At 45.5% G+C, this 21,859-nt stretch carries 22 protein-coding genes, 2 pseudogenes and 2 riboswitches; of the genes and pseudogenes, 18 read left to right on the top strand and 6 right to left on the bottom strand.

Features of this window, described 5'->3' with window-relative positions; translation table 11 throughout:
• Positions 1–2 precede the first annotated feature (2 nt).
• From dppE to NSQ16_RS07050, 5 genes are all read left to right on the top strand, one after another.
• Positions 3–1,652, top strand: a complete 1,650-nt coding sequence (dppE, locus tag NSQ16_RS07030) for a dipeptide ABC transporter substrate-binding protein DppE (RefSeq protein ID WP_080530050.1) — start codon at positions 3–5, stop codon at positions 1,650–1,652.
• Positions 1,653–1,739: 87 nt separating this feature from the next.
• Positions 1,740–2,699, top strand: coding sequence for an LD-carboxypeptidase (locus NSQ16_RS07035; RefSeq protein ID WP_043857354.1), 960 nt, complete (start codon positions 1,740–1,742; stop codon positions 2,697–2,699).
• Positions 2,696–3,796, top strand: coding sequence for an L-Ala-D/L-Glu epimerase (gene ykfB, locus NSQ16_RS07040; RefSeq protein ID WP_327836613.1), 1,101 nt, complete (start codon positions 2,696–2,698; stop codon positions 3,794–3,796). Before NSQ16_RS07035 ends, ykfB begins: the two co-directional genes overlap by 4 nt.
• Positions 3,793–4,683: a gamma-D-glutamyl-L-lysine dipeptidyl-peptidase gene (gene eepC, locus NSQ16_RS07045; protein WP_327836615.1), complete on the top strand. Its 891-nt coding sequence runs from the start codon at positions 3,793–3,795 to the stop codon at positions 4,681–4,683. Before ykfB ends, eepC begins: the two co-directional genes overlap by 4 nt.
• Before the next feature lie 12 nt (positions 4,684–4,695).
• Positions 4,696–5,685, top strand: a complete 990-nt coding sequence (locus NSQ16_RS07050) for an oligopeptide/dipeptide ABC transporter ATP-binding protein (protein WP_192858378.1) — start codon at positions 4,696–4,698, stop codon at positions 5,683–5,685.
• Positions 5,686–5,727: 42 nt separating this feature from the next.
• Here NSQ16_RS07050 and pgl read toward each other — a convergent pair whose 3' ends face one another.
• Positions 5,728–6,777, bottom strand: a complete 1,050-nt coding sequence (gene pgl / locus NSQ16_RS07055) for a 6-phosphogluconolactonase (protein WP_327836618.1) — start codon at positions 6,775–6,777, stop codon at positions 5,728–5,730.
• Between the two features lie 89 nt (positions 6,778–6,866).
• Positions 6,867–7,727 (bottom strand): dimethylarginine dimethylaminohydrolase family protein, encoded by an 861-nt coding sequence (locus NSQ16_RS07060; RefSeq protein WP_029317691.1) that lies wholly within the window; start codon positions 7,725–7,727, stop codon positions 6,867–6,869.
• A gap of 159 nt (positions 7,728–7,886) precedes the next feature.
• Between NSQ16_RS07060 and NSQ16_RS07065 the strand changes: the two genes are divergently transcribed.
• Complete coding sequence (locus NSQ16_RS07065; protein ID WP_003232595.1) at positions 7,887–8,405, top strand: acyl-CoA thioesterase; 519 nt, start codon at positions 7,887–7,889, stop codon at positions 8,403–8,405.
• Positions 8,406–8,643: 238 nt separating this feature from the next.
• The gene (gene hmpA / locus NSQ16_RS07070; protein ID WP_327836621.1) at positions 8,644–9,843 is read left to right on the top strand and encodes an NO-inducible flavohemoprotein; all 1,200 of its coding nucleotides are present in this window, start codon (positions 8,644–8,646) and stop codon (positions 9,841–9,843) included.
• Positions 9,844–9,919: 76 nt separating this feature from the next.
• On the opposite strand, the pseudogene NSQ16_RS07075 reads toward hmpA, so the two are convergent.
• Positions 9,920–10,136 (bottom strand): annotated as a pseudogene (locus tag NSQ16_RS07075) (hypothetical protein).
• Positions 10,137–10,280: 144 nt separating this feature from the next.
• On the opposite strand from NSQ16_RS07075, the gene NSQ16_RS07080 reads away from it, so the two are divergent.
• From NSQ16_RS07080 to NSQ16_RS07120, 9 genes are all read left to right on the top strand, one after another.
• Positions 10,281–11,012 (top strand): DUF421 domain-containing protein, encoded by a 732-nt coding sequence (locus tag NSQ16_RS07080; RefSeq protein WP_033884976.1) that lies wholly within the window; start codon positions 10,281–10,283, stop codon positions 11,010–11,012.
• A gap of 91 nt (positions 11,013–11,103) precedes the next feature.
• Positions 11,104–11,631: a DinB family protein gene (locus tag NSQ16_RS07085; protein WP_086343750.1), complete on the top strand. Its 528-nt coding sequence runs from the start codon at positions 11,104–11,106 to the stop codon at positions 11,629–11,631.
• The gene (locus NSQ16_RS07090) at positions 11,621–12,139 is read left to right on the top strand and encodes a GNAT family N-acetyltransferase (protein WP_327836622.1); all 519 of its coding nucleotides are present in this window, start codon (positions 11,621–11,623) and stop codon (positions 12,137–12,139) included. Before NSQ16_RS07085 ends, NSQ16_RS07090 begins: the two co-directional genes overlap by 11 nt.
• Positions 12,140–12,171: 32 nt before the next feature.
• Positions 12,172–12,283: riboswitch (guanidine-I (ykkC/yxkD leader) on the top strand.
• A gap of 77 nt (positions 12,284–12,360) precedes the next feature.
• Complete coding sequence (ykkC, locus tag NSQ16_RS07095; protein WP_003232583.1) at positions 12,361–12,699, top strand: multidrug efflux SMR transporter subunit YkkC; 339 nt, start codon at positions 12,361–12,363, stop codon at positions 12,697–12,699.
• The gene (ykkD, locus tag NSQ16_RS07100; protein WP_015252242.1) at positions 12,699–13,016 is read left to right on the top strand and encodes a multidrug efflux SMR transporter subunit YkkD; all 318 of its coding nucleotides are present in this window, start codon (positions 12,699–12,701) and stop codon (positions 13,014–13,016) included. Before ykkC ends, ykkD begins: the two co-directional genes overlap by 1 nt.
• Before the next feature lie 70 nt (positions 13,017–13,086).
• A complete protein-coding gene (gene purU, locus NSQ16_RS07105; RefSeq protein ID WP_003245802.1) occupies positions 13,087–13,989 on the top strand; it encodes a formyltetrahydrofolate deformylase in 903 nt (300 codons plus the stop codon).
• Positions 13,990–14,339: 350 nt separating this feature from the next.
• The gene (gene proB, locus NSQ16_RS07110; protein WP_339232642.1) at positions 14,340–15,437 is read left to right on the top strand and encodes a glutamate 5-kinase; all 1,098 of its coding nucleotides are present in this window, start codon (positions 14,340–14,342) and stop codon (positions 15,435–15,437) included.
• Between the two features lie 11 nt (positions 15,438–15,448).
• Positions 15,449–16,696 carry a glutamate-5-semialdehyde dehydrogenase gene (gene proA / locus NSQ16_RS07115; RefSeq protein ID WP_229762408.1) on the top strand — a complete coding sequence of 416 codons (1,248 nt, stop codon included), beginning with the start codon at positions 15,449–15,451 and terminating at the stop codon, positions 16,694–16,696.
• A gap of 125 nt (positions 16,697–16,821) precedes the next feature.
• Positions 16,822–17,247 carry an organic hydroperoxide resistance protein gene (locus NSQ16_RS07120; RefSeq protein WP_144453078.1) on the top strand — a complete coding sequence of 142 codons (426 nt, stop codon included), beginning with the start codon at positions 16,822–16,824 and terminating at the stop codon, positions 17,245–17,247.
• A gap of 30 nt (positions 17,248–17,277) precedes the next feature.
• Here NSQ16_RS07120 and ohrR read toward each other — a convergent pair whose 3' ends face one another.
• Entirely contained in the window at positions 17,278–17,721 is a 444-nt protein-coding gene (ohrR, locus tag NSQ16_RS07125; RefSeq protein WP_033884981.1) for an organic hydroperoxide resistance transcriptional regulator OhrR, read from the bottom strand.
• Positions 17,722–17,863: 142 nt separating this feature from the next.
• On the opposite strand from ohrR, the gene NSQ16_RS07130 reads away from it, so the two are divergent.
• Together NSQ16_RS07130 and NSQ16_RS07135 are read left to right on the top strand one after the other, a co-directional pair.
• Positions 17,864–18,274, top strand: coding sequence for an organic hydroperoxide resistance protein (locus NSQ16_RS07130; RefSeq protein ID WP_230488556.1), 411 nt, complete (start codon positions 17,864–17,866; stop codon positions 18,272–18,274).
• Between the two features lie 34 nt (positions 18,275–18,308).
• A pseudogene (locus tag NSQ16_RS07135) lies at positions 18,309–18,478 on the top strand (hypothetical protein).
• A gap of 49 nt (positions 18,479–18,527) precedes the next feature.
• Here NSQ16_RS07135 and guaD read toward each other — a convergent pair.
• Together guaD and metE are read right to left on the bottom strand one after the other, a co-directional pair.
• Positions 18,528–18,998, bottom strand: coding sequence for a guanine deaminase (guaD, locus tag NSQ16_RS07140; protein ID WP_230488555.1), 471 nt, complete (start codon positions 18,996–18,998; stop codon positions 18,528–18,530).
• 172 nt (positions 18,999–19,170) lie between these two features.
• Entirely contained in the window at positions 19,171–21,459 is a 2,289-nt protein-coding gene (gene metE, locus NSQ16_RS07145; protein ID WP_327836629.1) for a 5-methyltetrahydropteroyltriglutamate--homocysteine S-methyltransferase, read from the bottom strand.
• Positions 21,460–21,586: 127 nt separating this feature from the next.
• Positions 21,587–21,742, bottom strand: a riboswitch (SAM riboswitch).
• Positions 21,743–21,859 lie beyond the last annotated feature (117 nt).

The following is a 21,859-nucleotide window of genomic DNA, read 5'->3' on the forward strand; positions in this document are numbered from 1 at the left end:
ACATGAAAAGGGGGAAGAGGATGAAACGAGTGAAAAAGCTATGGGGCATGGGTCTTGCATTAGGACTTTCGTTTGCGCTGATGGGGTGCACAGCAAATGAACAGGCCGGAAAAGAAGGCAGTCATGATAAGGCAAAAACCAGCGGAGAAAAGGTGCTGTATGTAAATAATGAAAATGAACCGACTTCATTCGATCCGCCGATCGGCTTTAATAATGTGTCATGGCAGCCGTTAAATAACATCATGGAGGGGCTGACGCGTCTTGGCAAAGATCATGAGCCCGAGCCGGCAATGGCGGAGAAATGGTCTGTTTCGAAAGATAAAAAAACTTACACATTTACGATTCGGGAAAATGCGAAATGGACAAACGGAGATCCTGTAACAGCCGGAGACTTCGAATACGCGTGGAAGCGAATGCTTGATCCGAAAAAAGGCGCTTCATCGGCATTCCTAGGTTATTTTATTGAAGGCGGCGAAGCATATAACAGCGGGAAAGGGAAAAAAGACGATGTGAAGGTGACGGCAAAGGATGATCGAACCCTTGAAGTTACACTGGAAGCACCGCAAAAATATTTTCTGAGCGTTGTGTCCAATCCTGCGTATTTTCCGGTAAATGAAAAGGTCGATAAAGACAATCCAAAGTGGTTTGCTGAGGCGGATACATTTGTCGGAAACGGCCCGTTTAAGCTGACGGAATGGAAGCATGATGACAGCATCACTATGGAGAAAAGCGACACGTATTGGGATAAAGATACCGTGAAGCTTGATAAGGTGAAATGGGCGATGGTCAGTGACAGAAATACAGATTATCAGATGTTTCAATCAGGGGAACTTGATACCGCTTATGTCCCTGCAGAGTTAAGCGACCAGCTGATGGATCAGGATAACGTCAATATTGTTGACCAGGCGGGTCTCTATTTCTATCGATTTAATGTCAACATGGAGCCATTCCAAAATGAAAACATCAGAAAAGCCTTTGCGATGGCTGTGGATCAAGAGGAAATTGTAAAGTATGTCACGAAAAATAATGAAAAACCGGCGCGCGCCTTTGTATCGCCTGGGTTTACGCAGCCTGACGGCAAAGATTTCCGTGAAGCAGGCGGAGACTTGATCAAGCCTAACGAAAGCAAAGCGAAGCAGCTGCTCGAAAAGGGCATGAAGGAAGAAAACTATAATAAGCTTCCTGCGATCACGCTTACTTACAGTACAAAGCCGGAGCATAAAAAGATTGCCGAAGCTATTCAGCAAAAATTGAAAAATAGCCTTGGAGTCGATGTAAAGCTGGCCAATATGGAATGGAACGTATTTTTAGAGGATCAAAAAGCGCTGAAATTCCAATTCTCTCAAAGCTCATTTTTGCCTGATTACGCGGACCCTATCAGTTTTCTGGAAGCCTTTCAAACGGGAAATTCGATGAACCGCACAGGCTGGGCCAATAAAGAATACGATCAGCTGATCAAACAGGCGAAAAATGAAGCCGATGAAAAAACACGGTTCTCTCTTATGCATCAAGCTGAAGAGCTGCTCATCAATGAAGCGCCGATTATCCCGGTTTATTTTTATAATCAGGTTCACCTGCAAAATGAACAAGTAAAGGGAATTGTCCGTCACCCTGTCGGCTATATCGACTTAAAATGGGCAGATAAAAACTGATGGCGGTGATTGAAGAAATACTGCTTCTTTATGCGAAGGAGCGGTATTTTTTCTCTTTCTTGCACGTATACGTAGGGTGCAGAGCAAATGAAAGGAGTGTTTTCGTTGAATTACAAGCCGAAAGCGTTGAACAAGGGTGATACAGTCGGAGTGATCGCGCCCGCAAGTCCGCCGGATCCAAAAAAGCTTGACACCGCGCTTTTATTTTTAGAAGAGCTCGGTCTTCAGGTGAAGTTGGGCAAGGCGCTGAAAAACCAGCACGGCTATTTAGCGGGACAGGATGATGAGCGGCTGGCGGATCTCCATGAGATGTTCAGAGACGATGAGGTAAAAGCAGTGTTGTGCGCATGCGGGGGTTTTGGGACAGGACGTATCGCCGCGGGCATTGATTTCAGCTTGATCCGCAAACACCCTAAAATCTTTTGGGGATACAGCGATATTACGTTTTTACATACTGCCATTCATCAAAACACAGGTCTTGTCACTTTCCATGGCCCGATGCTCAGCACGGATATTGGCCTTGACGACGTTCACCCGCTGACAAAAGCGTCATATAAGCAGCTCTTCCAGGAGACGGAATTCACCTATACAGAAGAGCTTTCTCCGCTGACCGCGCTTGTTCCTGGAAAAGCGGAAGGCGAGCTTGTCGGGGGAAATCTGTCTTTGCTGACGTCTACACTGGGCACGCCATTTGAAATTGATACGAGAGGAAAGCTTCTGTTTATTGAAGATATTGACGAGGAGCCTTATCAAATCGACCGGATGCTGAATCAGCTGAAAATGGCGGGGAAGCTGACAGACGCGGCCGGAATTCTAGTTTGTGATTTTCACAATTGTGTCCCGGTGAAGCGAGAGAAGTCTCTCTCACTTGAGCAGGTGCTGGAAGACTATATTATTTCTGCGGGCAGGCCTGCTCTGAGAGGATTTAAAATCGGCCACTGCTCGCCAAGTATTGCCGTTCCGATCGGTGCGAAAGCTGCTATGAATACAGCAGAAAAAACAGTCGTAATAGAGGCAGGCGTTTCAGAAGGAGCGCTGAAGACATGAAAATCATTCGAATCGAAACAAGCCGAATCGCTGTCCCACTGACAAAGCCGTTTAAAACCGCGCTTCGCACTGTGTATACGGCTGAATCAGTCATAGTAAGGATTACTTATGACAGCGGTGCAGTCGGATGGGGAGAAGCACCCCCGACGTTAGTGATTACAGGAGACAGCATGGATAGCATTGAAAGTGCCATCCACCATGTGTTGAAGCCGGCATTGCTTGGAAAAAGCCTGGTGGGCTATGAGGCCATTCTGCACGACATCCAGCATCTTCTTACAGGAAATATGAGCGCGAAGGCTGCTGTAGAAATGGCGCTGTACGACGGCTGGGCGCAGATGTGCGGGCTGCCGCTTTATCAAATGCTTGGCGGATATCGAGATACGCTGGAAACAGATTATACCGTCAGTGTCAACTCACCTGAAGAGATGGCAGCTGATGCCGAGAATTATCTCAAACAAGGCTTTCAAACGCTGAAAATAAAGGTCGGAAAAGATGATATTGCAACAGATATCGCCCGTATCCAGGAAATCAGAAAACGTGTCGGATCAGCTGTGAAACTGCGTTTAGACGCTAATCAGGGGTGGAGGCCGAAGGAAGCGGTAACTGCCATTCGGAAAATGGAGGATGCGGGTCTAGGCATTGAGCTTGTCGAGCAGCCTGTCCATAAAGATGATCTCGCTGGGCTTAAAAAGGTGACAGATGCAACAGATACGCCGATTATGGCTGATGAAAGTGTTTTTACACCGCGGCAGGCGTTCGAAGTTCTGCAAACCCGGAGCGCAGACTTGATCAATATTAAATTGATGAAAGCGGGCGGCATCAGCGGAGCAGAGAAAATTAATGCCATGGCGGAAGCCTGCGGGGTGGAGTGTATGGTCGGCAGCATGATCGAAACGAAGCTGGGCATTACGGCCGCGGCGCATTTTGCGGCAAGCAAGAGAAACATCACACGCTTTGATTTTGACGCGCCGCTGATGCTGAAAACAGATGTATTCAATGGCGGCATAACATATCGCGGCAGCACGATTTCGATGCCTGGCAAACCGGGCCTCGGAATCACCGGGGCTGCGCTTTTGAAAGGGGAAAAAGAGCAATGATGCACACTGTCATATCAGCAGTGGCCAACATCTGGACAGCGCCTGATTCACCTCGTCCGTCTGATCAATTCATGCTTCAACCGACTGTAATGATCAGAGACTGGCTGGAGCGCATGACGTATGATGAACGGCTTGGATTATCTACAGACAATGTAATCCAAACTCAGGTTCTTTTTGGCGAAAAGGTACTTGTGACGGCGGAACAGGGGGAATGGGTTTCTGTGATCGTGCCTAGCCAGCCATCCCGAAAGGATCCGCGCGGATACCCAGGCTGGATGAAAAAGAACCAGCTGGAAAAATCTATGCCCATCCATTCACAACACGATGTGATGATCAGCAAACCTGCTGCCTTTTTGTACAAAAGCAATGGAGAAAAGGAGATCGAATTGAGCTTTTTGACAGTTCTCCCCCTTATTGCAGAAGAAAAAGGATATTTTAAGGTTTCGACTGTTTTGGGAGAAAGGTTTGTGAAGCAAAGTGATGCAGTGCCTGTCAGCAAACAGAAAGGGACTGCTGAAGACATCATTCAAATGGGAGCTTTTTTTCTCGGACTTCCCTACCTATGGGGAGGGATCAGCGGGTTTGGGTTTGATTGCTCCGGATTTATGTACAGTATATTTAAGGCGAATGGATATAGCATCCCCCGTGATGCGGGAGATCAGGCTAAGGCGGGGAAGGGTGTCCCGCTTGATGATATGAAAGCCGGTGATCTGCTGTTTTTTGCTTATGAGGAAGGAAAAGGAGCGATTCATCACGTCGGTCTGTATGTAGGCGGCGGGAAAATGCTTCATTCTCCAAAGACAGGGAAGTCAATCGAAATCCTCACATTAACAGAGACAATCTATGAAAAAGAATTATGTGCGGTGCGCCGCTGTTTTTCAGAATAAGGAGGGAGACAAATGAGGCGACTGCCTTTGTTAGAGGTCAGCCAGCTGAAAATGCATTTTGACGCAGGGAAAAAGCGGACAGTCAAAGCTGTCGACGGGGTCACCTTTCAGATTCGTGAAGGAGAAACGTTCGGGCTAGTCGGGGAATCAGGGTGCGGGAAATCAACCTTGGGGAGAGTGCTGATGCGCCTTTATCAGCCGACAGAAGGAAGCGTGACATACCGCGGCACAAATCTTCATGCACTAAGTGAAAAAGAGCAGTTTGCCTTCAACCGCAAACTGCAGATGATTTTTCAGGACCCTTATGCTTCACTTAACCCGCGCATGACCGTTCGAGAAATTATTTTGGAGCCAATGGAGATTCATAACCTCTACAATACCCATAAAGCACGGCTTCTCGTCGTGGACGAGCTGCTTGAGGCAGTTGGGCTTCACCCCGATTTTGGCAGCCGTTATCCGCATGAATTCAGCGGCGGGCAAAGGCAGAGAATTGGGATTGCGAGAGCACTGTCGCTGAATCCTGAATTTATCGTGGCGGACGAACCGATTTCTGCACTTGATGTCTCTGTTCAAGCGCAGGTGGTCAATCTGCTGAAGCGGCTTCAAAAAGAGAAAGGGCTTACGTTTTTATTCATTGCCCATGATCTTTCGATGGTGAAGCATATCAGTGACAGGATCGGTGTTATGTACTTAGGACACATGATGGAAATTACAGAGAGCGGCACCTTGTATCGTGAACCGCTCCATCCCTATACAAAGGCGCTTTTGTCCTCGATTCCGATTCCAGATCCTGAATTGGAGGACAAGCGTGAGCGTATTCTCTTAAAAGGAGAGCTGCCGAGCCCGGTCAATCCGCCAAGCGGCTGCGTGTTTCGGACCCGCTGTCCGGAGGCGATGTCTGAATGTGGAGAATCTCGTCCCCAGCTTCAAGAAATCGAACCCGGCCGTTTTGTCGCTTGCCATTTGTATCGAAATGCTGAAACGAAGGAAAAAGTGAGATAAATAAAAAGAGTGGCTCCTTTTTACTAGAGCCACTCCATTTGATTATACTTGATGTAAAAACTTTACACAAACCGGGTAAGGGACAGAAACCGTTGATGGGAGGAGTGTCAATCGGCCGGTTTCTTTGTCTCTTTCAAACAAGACAAGGTTGCCTGTTTCTTCATTTGAAGCAACGAGGAACTCTTCCGTTGGGTCAAATACAAAGTCACGAGGCCAGTTTCCTTCTGTCGACACTCTTTCTACGAAAGACAGCTCTCCTGAATATTGATTCACTTCAAATACGGCGATACTGTCATGGCCGCGGTTTGCGACATAAACAAAACGTCCGTCCTGCGTGACATGTATTGCGCTTCCCTGGCTGTTATCTGTAAAATCATCAGGGATGGCAGAAACGACTTGGATTTCTCTAAATTCGCCGGCTGTCGGGTTGTATTCAAGCGCAATCACTTCATTGCTTAATTCTGTCATGACATAAGCGTATTTTTCTTTCGGATGAAAAGCGATATGGCGAGGTCCTGCACCGGGAGCGAAGGAATGGCTTCCGGATTCAGTCAACACACCGTCTTTCAGCTTATAGGTGTAGAGCTTATCTATACCTAAATCAACCGCTACCACATAATTGTGTTCAGGTGTGAACCCCGCGTAGTGTGTATGCGGTTTTTCTTGTCTTTCGTGCGGCCCTTTTCCTGTGTGAGCGGCCTCTGAAACAGGTGATTGCAAGCTGCCGTCTTCCTGAACCGGAAAAACGTGTACCTTCCCGCTGTGATAATTGGCAGTCAGTACGAATTGTTTTTGATCATCAACGCTTACGTGGCATGGCGAAGGGCCATCAATTAACTGATGATTCAGAAATGTCAATTCGCCGCTGTTTTTATCGATTTGATAGGCAGCAACTCCGCCTTGGCCGTCTGCTTTTTCGATGGAATAAAGGATGGTGTTGTTTTTATTCGGCGCCACATATGTCGGGTTGCCCAGCTTAGCGGCCAGCTTTGGCTCGCTGAGTGCTTTTTTCTCAGTATCAAGCTCAAATGAATAAATTCCTTCGCTTCCGCCTTTTGTATATGTTCCCACATATCCTATGTATTTTGTCATGCGATTTCCCCCTTAAAAATGATGTCACCTCTATATTAACGTATCTTGATAAAATAAGCTGTTCAAAACATGAAAAAGGGGAAGATTCTTCATTCGCCTCGAATCAGCGGCATTGTGCAGCACCTGAAGGAGCCGCCTGATTTAATAATTTCTGACAGGTCAATTTCGATAATGTGATAGCCTCTTTTCGATAGCTGTTGATTGACATGGCGGTTGCCAGGGAGACTGATGATTGTTTTTTTTTCGATTGAAAGGACGTTGGTGCCAAGCGTAAATTGTTCGTCCTCGGGCACCTCAATAAGATCATAACGTTTTGCCAGCATATCGGCTGCATCTGGCTCAATGGCCTGTGGATAAATTAACGCTTCGCTTTCAGATACAATGTTAAATACGCAGTCCAAATGCAAAAATTTTTCATGAAGCTTCACTGGAACGATCGTATATTCAGGAAGTGCCTCTTCCAGCTGGCCGATAGCTGAAATGTCGGTGCGCTGGCTGATTCCGACATAGACAATGTCATCATCGATAATGACGTCTCCGCCTTCAATACTCGTATCAAGCATTCGGGTGTAAGAGATACCTTGGCTGTGAAAAAAATCTTTTATAACGGCTTCTTCTCCTTGGCGAATCGGTTCAGTCATGCTTGACAGAAAGGCTTTTTCTCCGATGACAAATCCTATGTCCCTAGTAAAAACCTGCTCTGGTAGTCCGTCGCGAACGGGCAAAAGGACGACCTCAACGTTGTGTGACCTAAGTGCCTCCACTAAGCGGCTGTGCTGGTCGTTAGCGGTTTTTACATGAATATTGTCATCTTCAAAATGTTTTTGTGTTTCGTTTATAACATCTTTTATGGTCATGTGCTCAGGTTTGCATAAGATCACTTTTTGAAGTGTGCCGTATTCCGTTCGGCATACCGTTTTGTGCTGAGATTTCGGGATGGATACGTCCATTTGTTTTTCCTCCTAAAGTGTGAAGAATACATTTATTATTCCCTCATCATGAAAATCATTAAACCATTTTAAATTTTAGACAAATGGAAGAGAATATTGTTTAATAGGAGAATATAAGTGCATTTAGCTAAAAGATCAGACATCAAAGGGGAGAAAGGTATGGAAACACCGGAAACAAGATTTTGTAAAGAGTCAAAGGTTGTGAAAACCAGCAGGGTGTTCCCGCTTGACACGAACAACCATAATACGCTGTTTGGCGGAAAATTAATGAGCTATATAGACGACATTGCCTCTATTTCAGCGGCGCGCCATTGCAGACGTGAAACGGTAACAGCTTCAATGGATTCTGTAGACTTTTTAAAGCCGATCGGGCAAAAGGATTCTGTCTGCCTAGAGTCATATGTGACATGGGTCGGCACATCTTCCATGGAAGTATTTGTGAAAGTCATTAAGGAGCATTTGATGACTGGCGAACGGGAACTCGCTGCCACATCCTTTTTGACATTTGTCGCATTAGATTCAAATGGCAAGCCGGTGCCTGTACCGAGGGTTGTACCGGAAACAGAAGAAGAAATCATGCTGCATAATACAGCTGTACAGCGCGCTAATGAACGTAAGAACCGCAAGAAACACAGCCAGGCGCTTGCAAATGCGCTCGGAACTGATAAGCCTTGGTGAACGTTAAACCCAAAACATAAGTTGTTTTGGGTTTTTTTGTACTTTTCAATGGTGATTATTACAATGGTTAGTCCGTTTTTGCTAGGGGATTCTATAAAAAAGCAACAAATGTCATGTTAAATTGATAATTTTGTGACAACTTTATTAAAGATTCATTTTAGATATATCTTTTATTCATAAGATCATGTATTTTAAAGATATATTTTAAATACATCTTTTCGAAAGGATTGTTTATAAAATGTTAGATAACAAAACAATCGACATTATTAAAAGCACTGTACCCGTATTGCAACAGCATGGAGAAACAATCACTGGCCGTTTTTACGATCGGATGTTTCAAGACCATCCAGAGCTTTTGAACATTTTTAATCAAACAAACCAAAAGAAAAAAACACAGCGAACTGCACTGGCAAATGCCGTTATTGCAGCTGCGGCAAACATTGACCAATTAGGAAACATTATTCCGGTTGTCAAACAAATCGGCCACAAGCACCGCAGTATCGGAATTAAGCCTGAGCACTACCCAATCGTCGGTAAATATTTGCTGATTGCGATTAAAGATGTATTGGGAGACGCTGCAACTCCTGACATTATGCAGGCATGGGAAAAAGCGTACGGAGTCATTGCTGACGCGTTCATCGGAATTGAAAAAGACATGTATGAACAGGCGGAAGAGCAAGCCGGCGGCTGGAAGGAGTATAAGCCATTCGTTATCGCAAAAAAAGAGCGGGAAAGCAAAGAAATTACATCCTTCTATTTGAAACCGGAAGACGGCAAGCCGTTACCTGAATTCCAAGCAGGGCAATATATCAGCATCAAAGTGCGGATTCCTGATTCTGAATATACGCATATCCGCCAGTACAGCCTGTCTGATATGCCGGGAAAAGACTATTATCGAATTTCAGTGAAGAAAGATGGTGTCGTGTCTTCCTACTTACACGATGGGCTGCAGGAGGGAGATTCAATAGAGATCAGCGCACCGGCAGGGGACTTTGTTTTAGATCATGCATCACAAAAAGATTTCGTTTTGATCAGTGCCGGAGTTGGCATTACACCAATGATCAGCATGCTGAAAACATCTGTTTCCAAACAGCCTGAACGGCAAATTCTGTTCATTCATGCGGCGAAAAACAGTGAATATCATGCATTGCGCCATGAAGTAGAAGAAGCAGCAAAACATTCTGCTGTTAAAACAGCATTTGTGTATCGCGAGCCGACAGAGGAAGACCGTGCAGGTGATCTGCATTTTCATGAAGGACAGATTGATCAGCAATTCCTCAAAGAACTGATTGCCAACACAGATGCGGATTACTATATTTGCGGTTCACCGTCGTTTATTACGGCAATGCATAAGCTTGTATCAGAGCTCGGATCAGCGCCGGAATCTATCCATTACGAGCTATTCGGCCCGCAATTAAGTTTGGCCCAGTCCGTTTGAACACATACATGAAACTCTTCTCCTTTCAGAGAAGAGTGTTTTATTGAGATATAAGAAGGCAGACAAGCGCCGGTTTCTACATCCGGACAATCACAGACCCGCCGCCATTTGTGCATACACGGTTTTGCTGTTCTTGCATTGTTCTCAGCAATTCATTGTTTACCTCAATTGCTCTAATTAGTTGCTCCATCCTTAGCTCCAAACCGGCCAGCCTGTCGATTGTTTGCTGCTGGTAGCCCTCGGGTTGGGGAGCCAATGGCAGATCAAAGGGTATTCGACTTCTGATTTTTCATATTGCGTATTGCGCCTTCAATCGATGTCACTTTCTATTGTGTTATGTTCAGTCGATGTGCACGTTCGCCTAGACACTGATGCATAGAGGGCCTGCCACGGGGCACAATAGGCTCAATATGACCAGCGGATGGAGGTAAAGATCGGTGTTATGGATGATATGGGTATTTTTACTGAAGCCAGTTATCGTATTTTCGATTGCATATATTTTGTTTCGGCTTGCCGGTAAAAAAGCTGTGTCACAAATGAACAATTTTGACCTGCTTTTGACCTTCGCAATCGGAACCATTATCAGTGAGCCGATCCTTACATCCAAGCTGCCGATGTCAATTTATTATGCGGGTGCTTTTTTGGTGCTTTATCTTATCATGAGCAAGCTCTCTTTATCTAATAAATGGCGATGGCTCCTAGTCGTGAGCCCGACTGTCCTAATCCGAAACGGGGATATTGATGAACGCGGCCTTCGTAAAGAAAGGCTGACTGTTAATGAGCTGCTTGGAAAGCTGAGGGAAAAGGGCTATGCCGACCCGGCTGACATTGATCTTGCTATCATTGAAGAAACGGGAGAAGTAAGCGTCATCCCGAAAGAGGAAGCGAGGGCGGTGCAGGTGCGGGATTTGAATATGGAAGCTGAACGGAATTTTATCCCGATTCCGCTCATACTGGATGGCGAAATCCTTGATCATAATTTGAAATATCTCCAAAAAAACCGATCCTGGCTGTTTGAGAAGCTTGAGGAAAAAGGGTACAGCCCCAAACTGCTGTCTTCGATTACCCTTGGCACGATGAATGCACGCGGTGATATATCCCTTGATTTAAATACCGCTAATGAACCGCAGCATGATCCTTACTTATATAAACCGGGAAATAACAATTAAGATGGCTCTCTCTTGTAATGAGAGCTTTTTTCTTTTTTAAAGGGAATTTTTGTTTGGTGTCAAATGTACCTAGTTAGGAGGGGAACTGAACATGAAGGACTTATCCATAAGAAACGACATGGCGCCAACGGTCAGTTTGCTGTATTCCGCAGTGGAAGAAAACAGTCTCCGTCTGGCTTCCATCGTAAGCCATATGACACACAGTGAACTTTACTATAAGGGGCGCTGCCAAACAAAAAACAGCACGGCTCAGCTTTTGCACCATATCACAAATGTTGATATCAGATGGGTCTGGCGTATCAAGGAAAATCGGATACCGAACCATATTGAACAGGCATACGGCCCCATGACAGATGAAAGCGGACGGCTGCCTGAACCGGTGAATCAGCCAGACTTAGATGAACTCCTGAAAAGACATCAGCATGTAGTAGACGAGCTGAAATCGGTATGCTTCACTTTAACTGAAAATGCTTTGAACCAGCCGCTTTCTTTCGAAGGTGACACCGCGACGATACGATGGGGAATTTGGCATATGGCAGATCATAACCGCTATCATCAAGCACATATTGAAGCTCTCAAAAAAGAATGGAAGCAGGATGTGGCGAAGTATGAACGCTAAAACGAAGCTTGTGACCGATCGAATTCGTTTGCGCTGTATGGAAGATCGGGATCAAGCAACTTTGTTTGGGCTGCTTTTTAATGATCCTGACGTCATGAAATATTATTCCGGTTTAAAAGATAAGAGGCAAACCCGCGAGTGGATCAATTGGAACCAACGAAATGAAAAAGGGTACGGCGTTAGTCTGTGGATCGCCGAAGATAAGCGGACAGGGGAGTTTTTGGGGCAATGCGGCATCGTTCCCCAGCAGATCGAAAATCAAACCGTAATGGAAATTGGCTATATGTTTGCCCGCCGCCACTGGGGGAACGGCTATGCGCAAGAAGCGGCTCGGGCCTGTCTGGACTATGGCTTTAACGAGCGGCAGTTCGGCAAAATGACGGCTTTGATTGATCCGGGTAACAAAGCGTCCATACGGGTAGCGGAGAAAATCGGCATGCATTACAGCAAAACGATCAGAAAATGGAATAAACCGATCGCGGTATATGAAAGAAAATCTTACAATTGAAAGATAGAGCTCAGTTTAGTATCATGATATCATGTAAAGTTTTCTAGGGTTCCGCATGTCAATTGACATGGACTGGTCCGAGAGAAAACACATACGCGTAAATAGAAGCGCGTATGCACACGGAGGGAAAAAAGCCCGGGAGAGTCAATCTCATGTGAGACGACTGTCCGGGGTTTTTTTGTTTTCGGAGAATCTTAATAGATAGAAAGGAATGACTCAAAATGAAATGGGGATTGGTCGTGCTTGCCGCTGTTTTCGAGGTTGTTTGGGTGATAGGCTTAAAGCACGCTGACTCAGCCTTAACATGGAGCGGCACTGCCATCGGCATCATATTCAGCTTTTACCTTCTAATGAAGGCGACTCACAGTCTGCCTGTTGGTACCGTGTATGCCGTCTTTACCGGCCTCGGCACAGCGGGAACAGTACTTAGTGAAATCGTTCTTTTTCATGAACCGGTTGGATGGCCGAAGCTATTGTTAATTGGCGTGCTCTTAATCGGTGTAATCGGGTTGAAGCTTGTGACACAGGATGAGACAGAGGAAAAAGGAGGCGAGGCATAATGCTGCACTGGATCAGTTTATTGTGCGCGGGCTGTTTAGAAATGGCCGGCGTGGCCCTTATGAATCAATATGCGAAAGAAAAAAGCGTGAAATGGGTGCTGTTGATCATTGTTGGTTTTGCCGCTTCATTTTCCTTGCTGTCGTACGCAATGGAAACCATTCCGATGGGAACGGCTTACGCGGTCTGGACAGGAATTGGCACCGCCGGCGGGGCGCTTATCGGCATCCTCTTTTACAAGGAGCAGAAAGACGCCAAACGGATCTTCTTTATCGCGTTGATTTTATGCTCAGCAGTTGGTTTAAAAATTCTGTCATAAATTGATTTTTATCAAATCTTCAGTATAATGGATAAATAGTTTAGACTTACAAAGATAAGAGGGATTATTCATGAAATCATATATGACTCAGCGGTTGGACGAATACCGTGACGGAAATGAGGATAAAGGTCGGCTCTTGGTCAGCTGCCCCGATCAGCCGGGTATCGTCTCTGCAGTTTCCGCGTTTTTATTTGAACACGGTGCCAATATTATAGAATCAAATCAATATACGACAGACCCTGAAGGCGGCCGGTTCTTCCTGAGAATCGAATTCGACTGCGCAGGCATTCGTGAAAAAAAATCATCACTTCAGGCAGCGTTTGCCTCTGTTGCGGAAAAATTCGACATGACATGGAGCTTAACTTTGGCGAGCGAACTGAAGCGTGTCGCCATTTTCGTTTCAAAGGAGCTCCACTGCCTGCATGAGCTGATTTGGGAATGGCAAACCGGCAACCTGATGGCGGAGATCGCTGTTGTCATCAGTAACCATGAGGAAGCGAGAGAGCTGGTTGAGCGCCTGAACATTCCATTCCACTATATGAAAGCGAACAAAGACATCAGAGCGGAAGTCGAAAAGAAGCAGCTTGAACTGCTGGAGCAGTACGATGTTGATGTCATCGTGCTCGCACGCTATATGCAGATTCTAACTCCTGATTTTGTTTCGGCTCATCCGAATCGCATCATCAATATCCACCATTCATTCCTGCCAGCTTTTATCGGTGCGAATCCGTACAAACGGGCCTACGAGCGCGGCGTGAAACTGATCGGTGCGACATCTCATTATGTGACAAACGATCTTGATGAAGGGCCGATCATTGAACAGGATATTGAGCGTGTGGACCACCGCGATAATGCGGAAGCGCTGAAAAACATCGGAAGAACAATTGAGCGCAGCGTGCTTGCCCGTGCTGTGAAATGGCATTTGGAAGACCGTGTCATCGTTCATGAAAATAAAACAATCGTCTTTAACTAGACTGCAAGAGGCCCGCGCAATGCGGGCTATTTTTGATGACAAAAAACCTTGACAAGTGTCTTTTTTCTTTGCATAATATAAAAAAATCATTGAGCGTTGAAGAGGATTAGTAAGCAGACCTTTCTGTGACAGAGAGCAAAATGAATCGCTGAAACATTTTGCCGCATGAAACCTGCCGAACCTGCCTTGGAGTCCTAGGGGGAAAACCTAGGCGCATAACCTGGCGTTACAGGAGAGCGGAGCGTGCACAAGCGCGTTCAATCAAGGTGGTACCACGGAAACCCATTTCGTCCTTATGAATCAGGATGAAATGGGTTTTTTTATTGTAGAAGAGCCGCGGAGGAGAATAAATGAAAAAACAAAGAATAGTAGTGAAAATAGGAAGCAGTTCGCTCTCGAATAGCAAAGGAAGCATTGATGAGGCAAAAATCAGAGAGCATGTTCAGGCGATTTCCGTGTTAAAAAAAGCGGGGCATGAAATGATTCTGATTACCTCGGGTGCCGTAGCGGCGGGGTTTTCCAGCCTCGGTTATCCATCCCGTCCCGTTACCATCAAAGGAAAACAGGCGGCGGCCGCGGTCGGACAAACACTGTTAATGCAGCAATATATGAATCAATTTAAACAATACTCACTGACTCCGGGACAAATCCTTTTAACGAGAAATGATTTTTCGAAAAGAGAACGGTACCGAAACGCGTATGCTACGATAATGGAATTATTAGAGCGCGGCGTCATTCCGATTATCAACGAGAACGATTCTACGTCTGTTGAAGAATTGACATTCGGAGATAATGATATGCTTTCTGCGTTAGTCAGCGGATTGATTCACGCGGACCAGCTCATGATTCTCACCGACATTAACGGACTGTATGATGCCAATCCAAATGAAAATCCTGAGGCGAAACGATTTGATTATTTGCCGGAGATCACGCCTGAATTGCTTGGATATGCAGGTTCAGCTGGATCAAAGGTCGGCACCGGCGGAATGAAATCAAAGCTGTTAGCCGCACAAACCGCGCTGTCTCTGGGAGTGAAAGTATTCATTGGAACAGGCAGCGGAGAGCAAAAACTTGCGGACATTTTGGACGGCAGGGGAGACGGCACTTATATCGGAGACAAAGAACTATCTTCGGTTAACAACACAAGGCAGTGGATTCAGTTCCACTCGCCGATATCGGGAGAAATTATCATTGATGCGGGTGCCGAGGAGGCGATGATCCATAATGGAAGCAGCCTTTTGCCCGCTGGCGTTGTGGGTGTGAACGGAAGCTTTCCGAAAGGGGCGGTTGTGGAAGTCAGGGGACCGGGCGGCGTGATCGGCAAAGGCCAAACTCATTACTCCTCCGAGGAGATTATGGAGGCTAAAGGCAAACGCAGTGACGAACTTGATTTTGAGAAAACGTTTGAGGTTATTCATAGGAATGACTGGGTCAATGTAAAAGACTAGGAGGCGGAAAAATGAGTGAAGTTTCTGTAAAAGCGAAGCTGGCGAAAGAAGCAGCAGCCGAAATGATCATGAAAACAACAGCCGAGAAGGATGAGGCGCTCAGCCTCATTGCAAACGGACTCCGCAAAGAACTGGATTTTCTCTTGGCGGAGAATGCAAAAGACATTGTGAACGGAAAAGAGAATGGTTTAACACCGGACATCATTGACCGTCTCACATTGGATGAGAAACGTATACGCGATATCGCGGACGCGGTGGAGCTCTTAATCGACTTAGCGGACCCAATCGGCGACTCTCTTGAAACGATTGAAAAAGAAAACGGCCTGTTTATTGAAAAAATCCGTGTGCCGCTTGGTGTCGTAGGAATGATTTATGAGGCGAGGCCAAACGTCACAGTTGATGCGGCTACCCTTTGCCTGAAGACAGGGAACGCGGTTGTGCTGCGGGGAAGCTCCTCAGCCATCCACAGCAACAAAGCGCTCGTCAGTGTCATTCACAGAGCACTTGAGCAATCAGCGCTTCCGATTCACGCTGTGCAGCTGATTGAGGATACGAGCAGAGAGACAGCAAAAGAGCTCTTTACGTTAAATGATGGCTTAGACGTATTGATTCCGCGCGGAGGCAAGAAACTGATTGATCTCGTTGTGAGAGAATCAACAGTTCCTGTATTAGAAACGGGAGCAGGAAACTGCCACATATTCATTGACGAAACAGCCAAACCGCAAATGGCAGAAAAGGTTGTCGTAAATGCCAAAACGCAGCGCCCTTCCGTATGCAACGCGATTGAATCATTGCTGATTCACAAGGCTTGGGCAAGACAGCACGGGAGAGAATTGCTGGACCAGCTGGAAAACGTGGGAGTTGAAATTCGGGGTGATGAATTGGTATGTGAACTTCATCCTTCAAGCAAACAAGCATCAAAAGAAGATTGGGAAACCGAATTTTTAGCGCCTGTCCTCAGCGTAAAGACGGTTGAAAACGTCCAAGAAGCTGTGAAGCATATCCAACAATACGGCACCAATCATTCGGAAGCGATTTTAACTGAAAATGACAAAAACGCGGCATATTTTCAAACGGCTGTCGATGCTGCCGCTGTCTATCATAACGCGTCAACCCGCTTTACCGACGGCTTTGAATTCGGCTACGGAGCCGAAATCGGCATCAGCACGCAAAAGCTTCATGCAAGAGGACCGATGGGGCTTCCTGCACTGACTTCTACAAAATACATCATTAAAGGAACTGGGCAAATCCGTGAATAGCAGGGCAATGTTCAATGAAAAAGCTTATCTCATTACGAGATAAGCTTTTTTATACGAGAAAAATTGACATTTCAAATTTAATTGTGTACAATTTAATTGTATAAAATATATTGGGGGAATGAAAAATGAGTCAGCCATTATTTACAGCAACTGTTTCAGCGGTAGGAGGAAGAGAAGGAAAGGTCATTTCATCAGACCGCGTTCTTGAGCTTGATGTCGCAATGCCGGGGACACCGAGAGCCAAGAAATTAGAAAAAGCGACAAATCCAGAGCAGCTGTTTGCAGCAGGTTATGCAGCTTGCTTTGACAGCGCCCTGCAGCTTGTCGCAAGAACAGAACGGGTAAAAGTAGAGACAGAGGTTATAGCGAATGTTAGCCTGTTAAAGGATGAAGCGGACCAGGGCTATAAGCTGGGTGTGACGCTGCAAGTAAAAGGAGAAGGAGTCAGTGCATCAGAATTGGAGGCGCTTGTGAAAAAAGCGCACGGCGTCTGCCCGTACTCAAAAGCAACCTCCGGAAATATTGATGTGACACTTGAAGTTGCTGAATAAATAAAAAGAGGATGCCTGTACAAGGCATCCTCAATTTTTTTGATGAAGTGTTTCCAGCAATGTATATAGAGCGGATTTTAACTGTTTGAGATCCTCCCCAGACTGCTTTGAGAGCCCCAGAATTGTCTCTGGAATGTCAACCGCTTTTTCTTTTAATAATGTTCCGTCCTCTGTCAGGCTGATCAACACAGACCGCTCATCCTCTTCAGATCTTTTTCTCGTAATCAAACCCTGTTGTTCCATTCGTTTAAGCATCGGAGTGAGCGTCCCTGAATCTAAATACAGCTGTTCGCCCATTTTTTTGACAGTAAGCGTTTCATGTTCCCATAACAATAGCAAAGCCAAATATTGAGGGTATGTTATATTCAGCTTATCAAGCAGCGGCTTGTATTGCTTTGTCATTTCCCGCGAACTCGCATATAGCAAAAAACAAAGCTGATTCTCCAATTTCATATGATCAAATTTATTTTCCATTTTGTTCACCAACTCTTTTTTGTCATTCGATTCTATTGTATCTGAAAAACCTCACTTTTCCTATTCTCGGCAAACATAGCATGTTTAAAAAGATCAGAAAGGGAAATATAACAACTAGATACAAATAAGGAGGTTGGGAAATATGGCACTATTTACAGCAAAAGTAACCGCGCGAGGCGGACGGGCAGGACATATTACATCAGATGACGGTGTTCTTGATTTTGATATTGTCATGCCAAATGCCAAAAAAGAAGGACAAACCGGCACAAATCCGGAACAGCTCTTTGCGGCAGGGTATGCTGCATGCTTCGGCGGCGCGCTCGAACACGTAGCCAAAGAGCAGAATATCGAAATTGATTCGGAGATTGAAGGGCAGGTCAGCCTCATGAAGGATGAGAGCGACGGCGGGTTTAAAATCGGTGTCACACTTGTTGTGAACACGAAAGATTTAGATCGGGAAAAGGCACAAAAGCTTGTCAACGCCGCTCATGAATTCTGTCCTTACTCAAAGGCAACCAGAGGAAATGTTGATGTAAAACTAGAATTAAAATAATGACCGGCATCCTGAGTGTTCTCAGGATGTTTTTTTGGTGTCGGAGCATGCGGGGCGGGCACAGATTTTTGATAAAACGTCAGAGAAGCGTTTGAAGCAAGCCTTTAAACCAAAAGTTACAGATGAAGGGAGCGGCTGGCTCGGTGTCTGCCAAGCTGAATTCCGGCGCGCATGATTGCTGTTTTGTATTTGCACAGGGCATAGCGGCTACTTGGAGAAATAACAAGGACCAGGACGTGCATGCCTGATCCTTTTAATATTCTTTCTTATTGGCGAAGTTCCGCCATGCTTGAAACGGGGATAAATGCTCTGTTAGTGTCACTTGATAAAAGGGGATCGTTCTTTCTTCAGCAGGTTTATCAATTTCTTTATAAATGAATGAATCATCAAACCCGGCTTCGGCAGCGTCTGTGTGCCCAGCTGCATAGAAAACGGCTTTAGGCCGGGCCCAGTAGATGGCGCCCAAGCACATTGGACATGGTTCACAGCTCGTATACAAAATGCAGTCATCAAGCTGGTATGCTCCTAGCACCTTACAGGCTTTTCGAATAGCTGTGACTTCCGCGTGGGCAGTCGGATCATTGCTTGTTGTGACGTTGTTCTGTCCTTCTGCAATAATGGCTCCGTCTTTCACGATAACGGCTCCAAAAGGCCCGCCGATTCCTGCATTCACTCCTTCACATGCGAGAGTGACAGCCCGTTTTAAGAACGTTTCATGATTCATCCCAATCCCTCCTGTCAATAGAGTGTTATTAGTATAGCCGAAAAGAATGCAAAGAACATTCTTAAAAAAGTGCAAAATAAACAAAGTAATTGGGGGATTTGCTAAATAAGAAACCGATTGTGGCTGTATTATAGAAAAAAACCATCTGCCAAATGCAGATGGTTTTTTCAAATTATACTAGCTGTGTCTGCTGTGCTCTTGCCTGTTTTGCGGCTTCAACCATATTTTTCAATGCTGCAACCGTTTCTTCCTGCTGTCTTGTTTTCAATCCGCAGTCTGGATTTACCCAGAAGCGGTCAGTCGGACAGACGGCAAGCGCATCAACGATAATATTGTACATTTCTTCAGTTGACGGCACACGAGGGCTGTGAATGTCATATACACCAAGGCCAAGCCCTTTCAAATACGGGTGGTTTTTTAAGTAATCTAAAAATCCTCCGTGGCTTCTGCTATGTTCGATTGTAATCACATCGGCATCAAGATCATTGATTGTATCAACGATATCTTCGAAGTTGCTGTAGCACATATGTGTATGAATTTGTGTCTCGTTTTTCACGGAAGAAGTGGTTAATCTGAATGCTTCTGCCGCCCAAGTCAAATACTCATCCCAATCGCGGGTTTTCAATGGAAGGCCTTCGCGCAGCGCTGGTTCATCGACTTGAATGATTTGAATGCCTGCGTCTTCAAGCGCTTTAACTTCTTTGCGAAGGGCAAGCCCGATTTGGAAGGCGATTTCTTTCCTCGAGATATCGTTTCGAGGGAAAGACCAGTTTAAGATTGTAACCGGGCCCGTCAGCATTCCTTTTACATGCTTGGAAGTCAATGACTGTGCGTAGACTGTGTCTTTCACTGTCATCGGTTCAATAAATTCAACATCTCCGTAAATGACTGGCGGGCGGACACAGCGTGAGCCGTATGATTGAACCCAGGCATATTTAGTGAAGGCGAAACCGGCCAGCTTTTCACCGAAGTATTCGACCATGTCTGTCCGTTCAAATTCGCCGTGAACAAGGACATCAAGCTCCAATTCTTCCTGAATATCAATCCATCTTTTTGTTTCCGCATTGATAAAGTTTTGATACTGTTCATCGGACCACTCAGCTTTCCGCCATTTTTGGCGTGCGCTCCGCACTTCAGCAGACTGCGGGAAGCTGCCGATCGTTGTCGTCGGCAAAAGCGGAAGGCCGAGAGATTCATTTTGCAGGGCTAAACGTTCTTCAAACGGAATCGGACGCTTGAAGTCTTTATCAGTTAATTGCTCAAGCTCTTTCTTTTGTTCAGAATTGGCGCCTGTTGCAAACTGTTTAAGCGCCTGGATATCAGCCTTAGCCTGCTGAATCTCTTCGCTGATCGCCGCTTTTCCTGATACTAAACCTTCTTTCAAAGCTGTCAGCTCGGCCAGCTTTTCTTTTGCGTAGGATAATCCGTTCAATAGGTCTTTTTCCAAATGCTCATCAGGGTGTTTCGCTACTGGAACATGCAGCAGGCTGCTGGAAGGCTGAATCCACAGTTCATCAACTTTTGCAATGCTGAGAATATCAAGAACGGCATCGAGACGCTCTTCAAGGTCCGCTTTCCAAATGTTGCGTCCGTCGATAACGCCGGCTGCCAGCACTTTGTCTGTCGGGAAGCCATGTGTTTTAAGCTGTTCCAGGTTTCTGCCTTTGTCGTGAACGAAATCAAGGCCAATTCCCTGAACCGGGTAAGAGATCAGCTCTTCATAAGCATCAACAGAATCAAAATACGTCTGCAAAAGCACATTCAAGGATGAAAGCTCACTTGTAATGCTTTCAAATAATTCTTTTGCACCGCGGACATCTTCACTAGTGGCGGTAACGAGCGCCGGCTCATCGATTTGAACCCATTTTACACCTTCTTCTTCAAGCTCTTTCAAAAGCTGTACATATAATGGCACAAGGCGTTTTTGGATCGCTTTTGCTTCAGACGGTTCATAGCCTTTAGCAAGCGTAACGAACGTATAAGGGCCGACAATCACAGGCTTTGTTTCCACACCGTATTCCTGTTTGATCCGGCGATAATCTTCGAGTTGTTTGTTTCTTGTCAGACGGAACTCAATGCTCTCGTCATATTCCGGAACGATGTAATGGTAATTTGTATTAAACCATTTTGTCATTTCACTAGATACGGCGTCTTTGATTCCGCGGGCGATAGCGAAGTATGTATCGGTAGCATCAGTCAAATGTCTGAAACGTTTCGGGATCCAGTTGAAGCTGACTGCTGTGTCGAGTACATGGTCATACTGTGTGAAATCAGAAACAGGCACAACATCAATCTGCTGGTCAATTTGTGTTTTTACTGCGGATAAAAATAGTTCGTCGATTTGCTTCAAAAACGTATCTTTATCAGTACTGCCTTTCCAATACGCTTCAAGTGCTTTTTTCCATTCCCGGTTCAGTCCGATTCTCGGAAATCCTAAATTCGATGTTTTGATGGTTGTCATTGTTTCTCCTCCTTTATATGTAAAACACTCTCGTTAACCCGCGGATACAGGCTGCTAAGAGGTTTTCTCACAACAAAAAGCCTCTTTCCCATGAGAGAAAGAGGCTTTTCTACGTAAAACACTGCCTCTCTCATCTCTCAGACACAATCTGATGGAATTAGCACCGTGCCTTATGAGACATCAGTCTCGGCGCGAAAAGCAGTGCGCCCCATTTCACAATGGTATTACGGTCGGTTGCTGTTGGGGTCAAAAGGCCAATCCCTCGCCCAACTCTCGATAAGAGAAAATGTTATTAATTTTTTGAAAAGTTGAATCATTTGTTGGTAATCTTAACAGTAATTCAAATTCATTGTCAACATAGAATTTGAAATTTTTATTTACATGATGTGGTGTATATTAT

The sequence above is a fragment of the Bacillus sp. PS108 genome (genome assembly GCF_037963335.1).
In the GTDB taxonomy this organism is placed as follows: Bacteria; Bacillota; Bacilli; order Bacillales; family Bacillaceae; genus Bacillus; species Bacillus subtilis.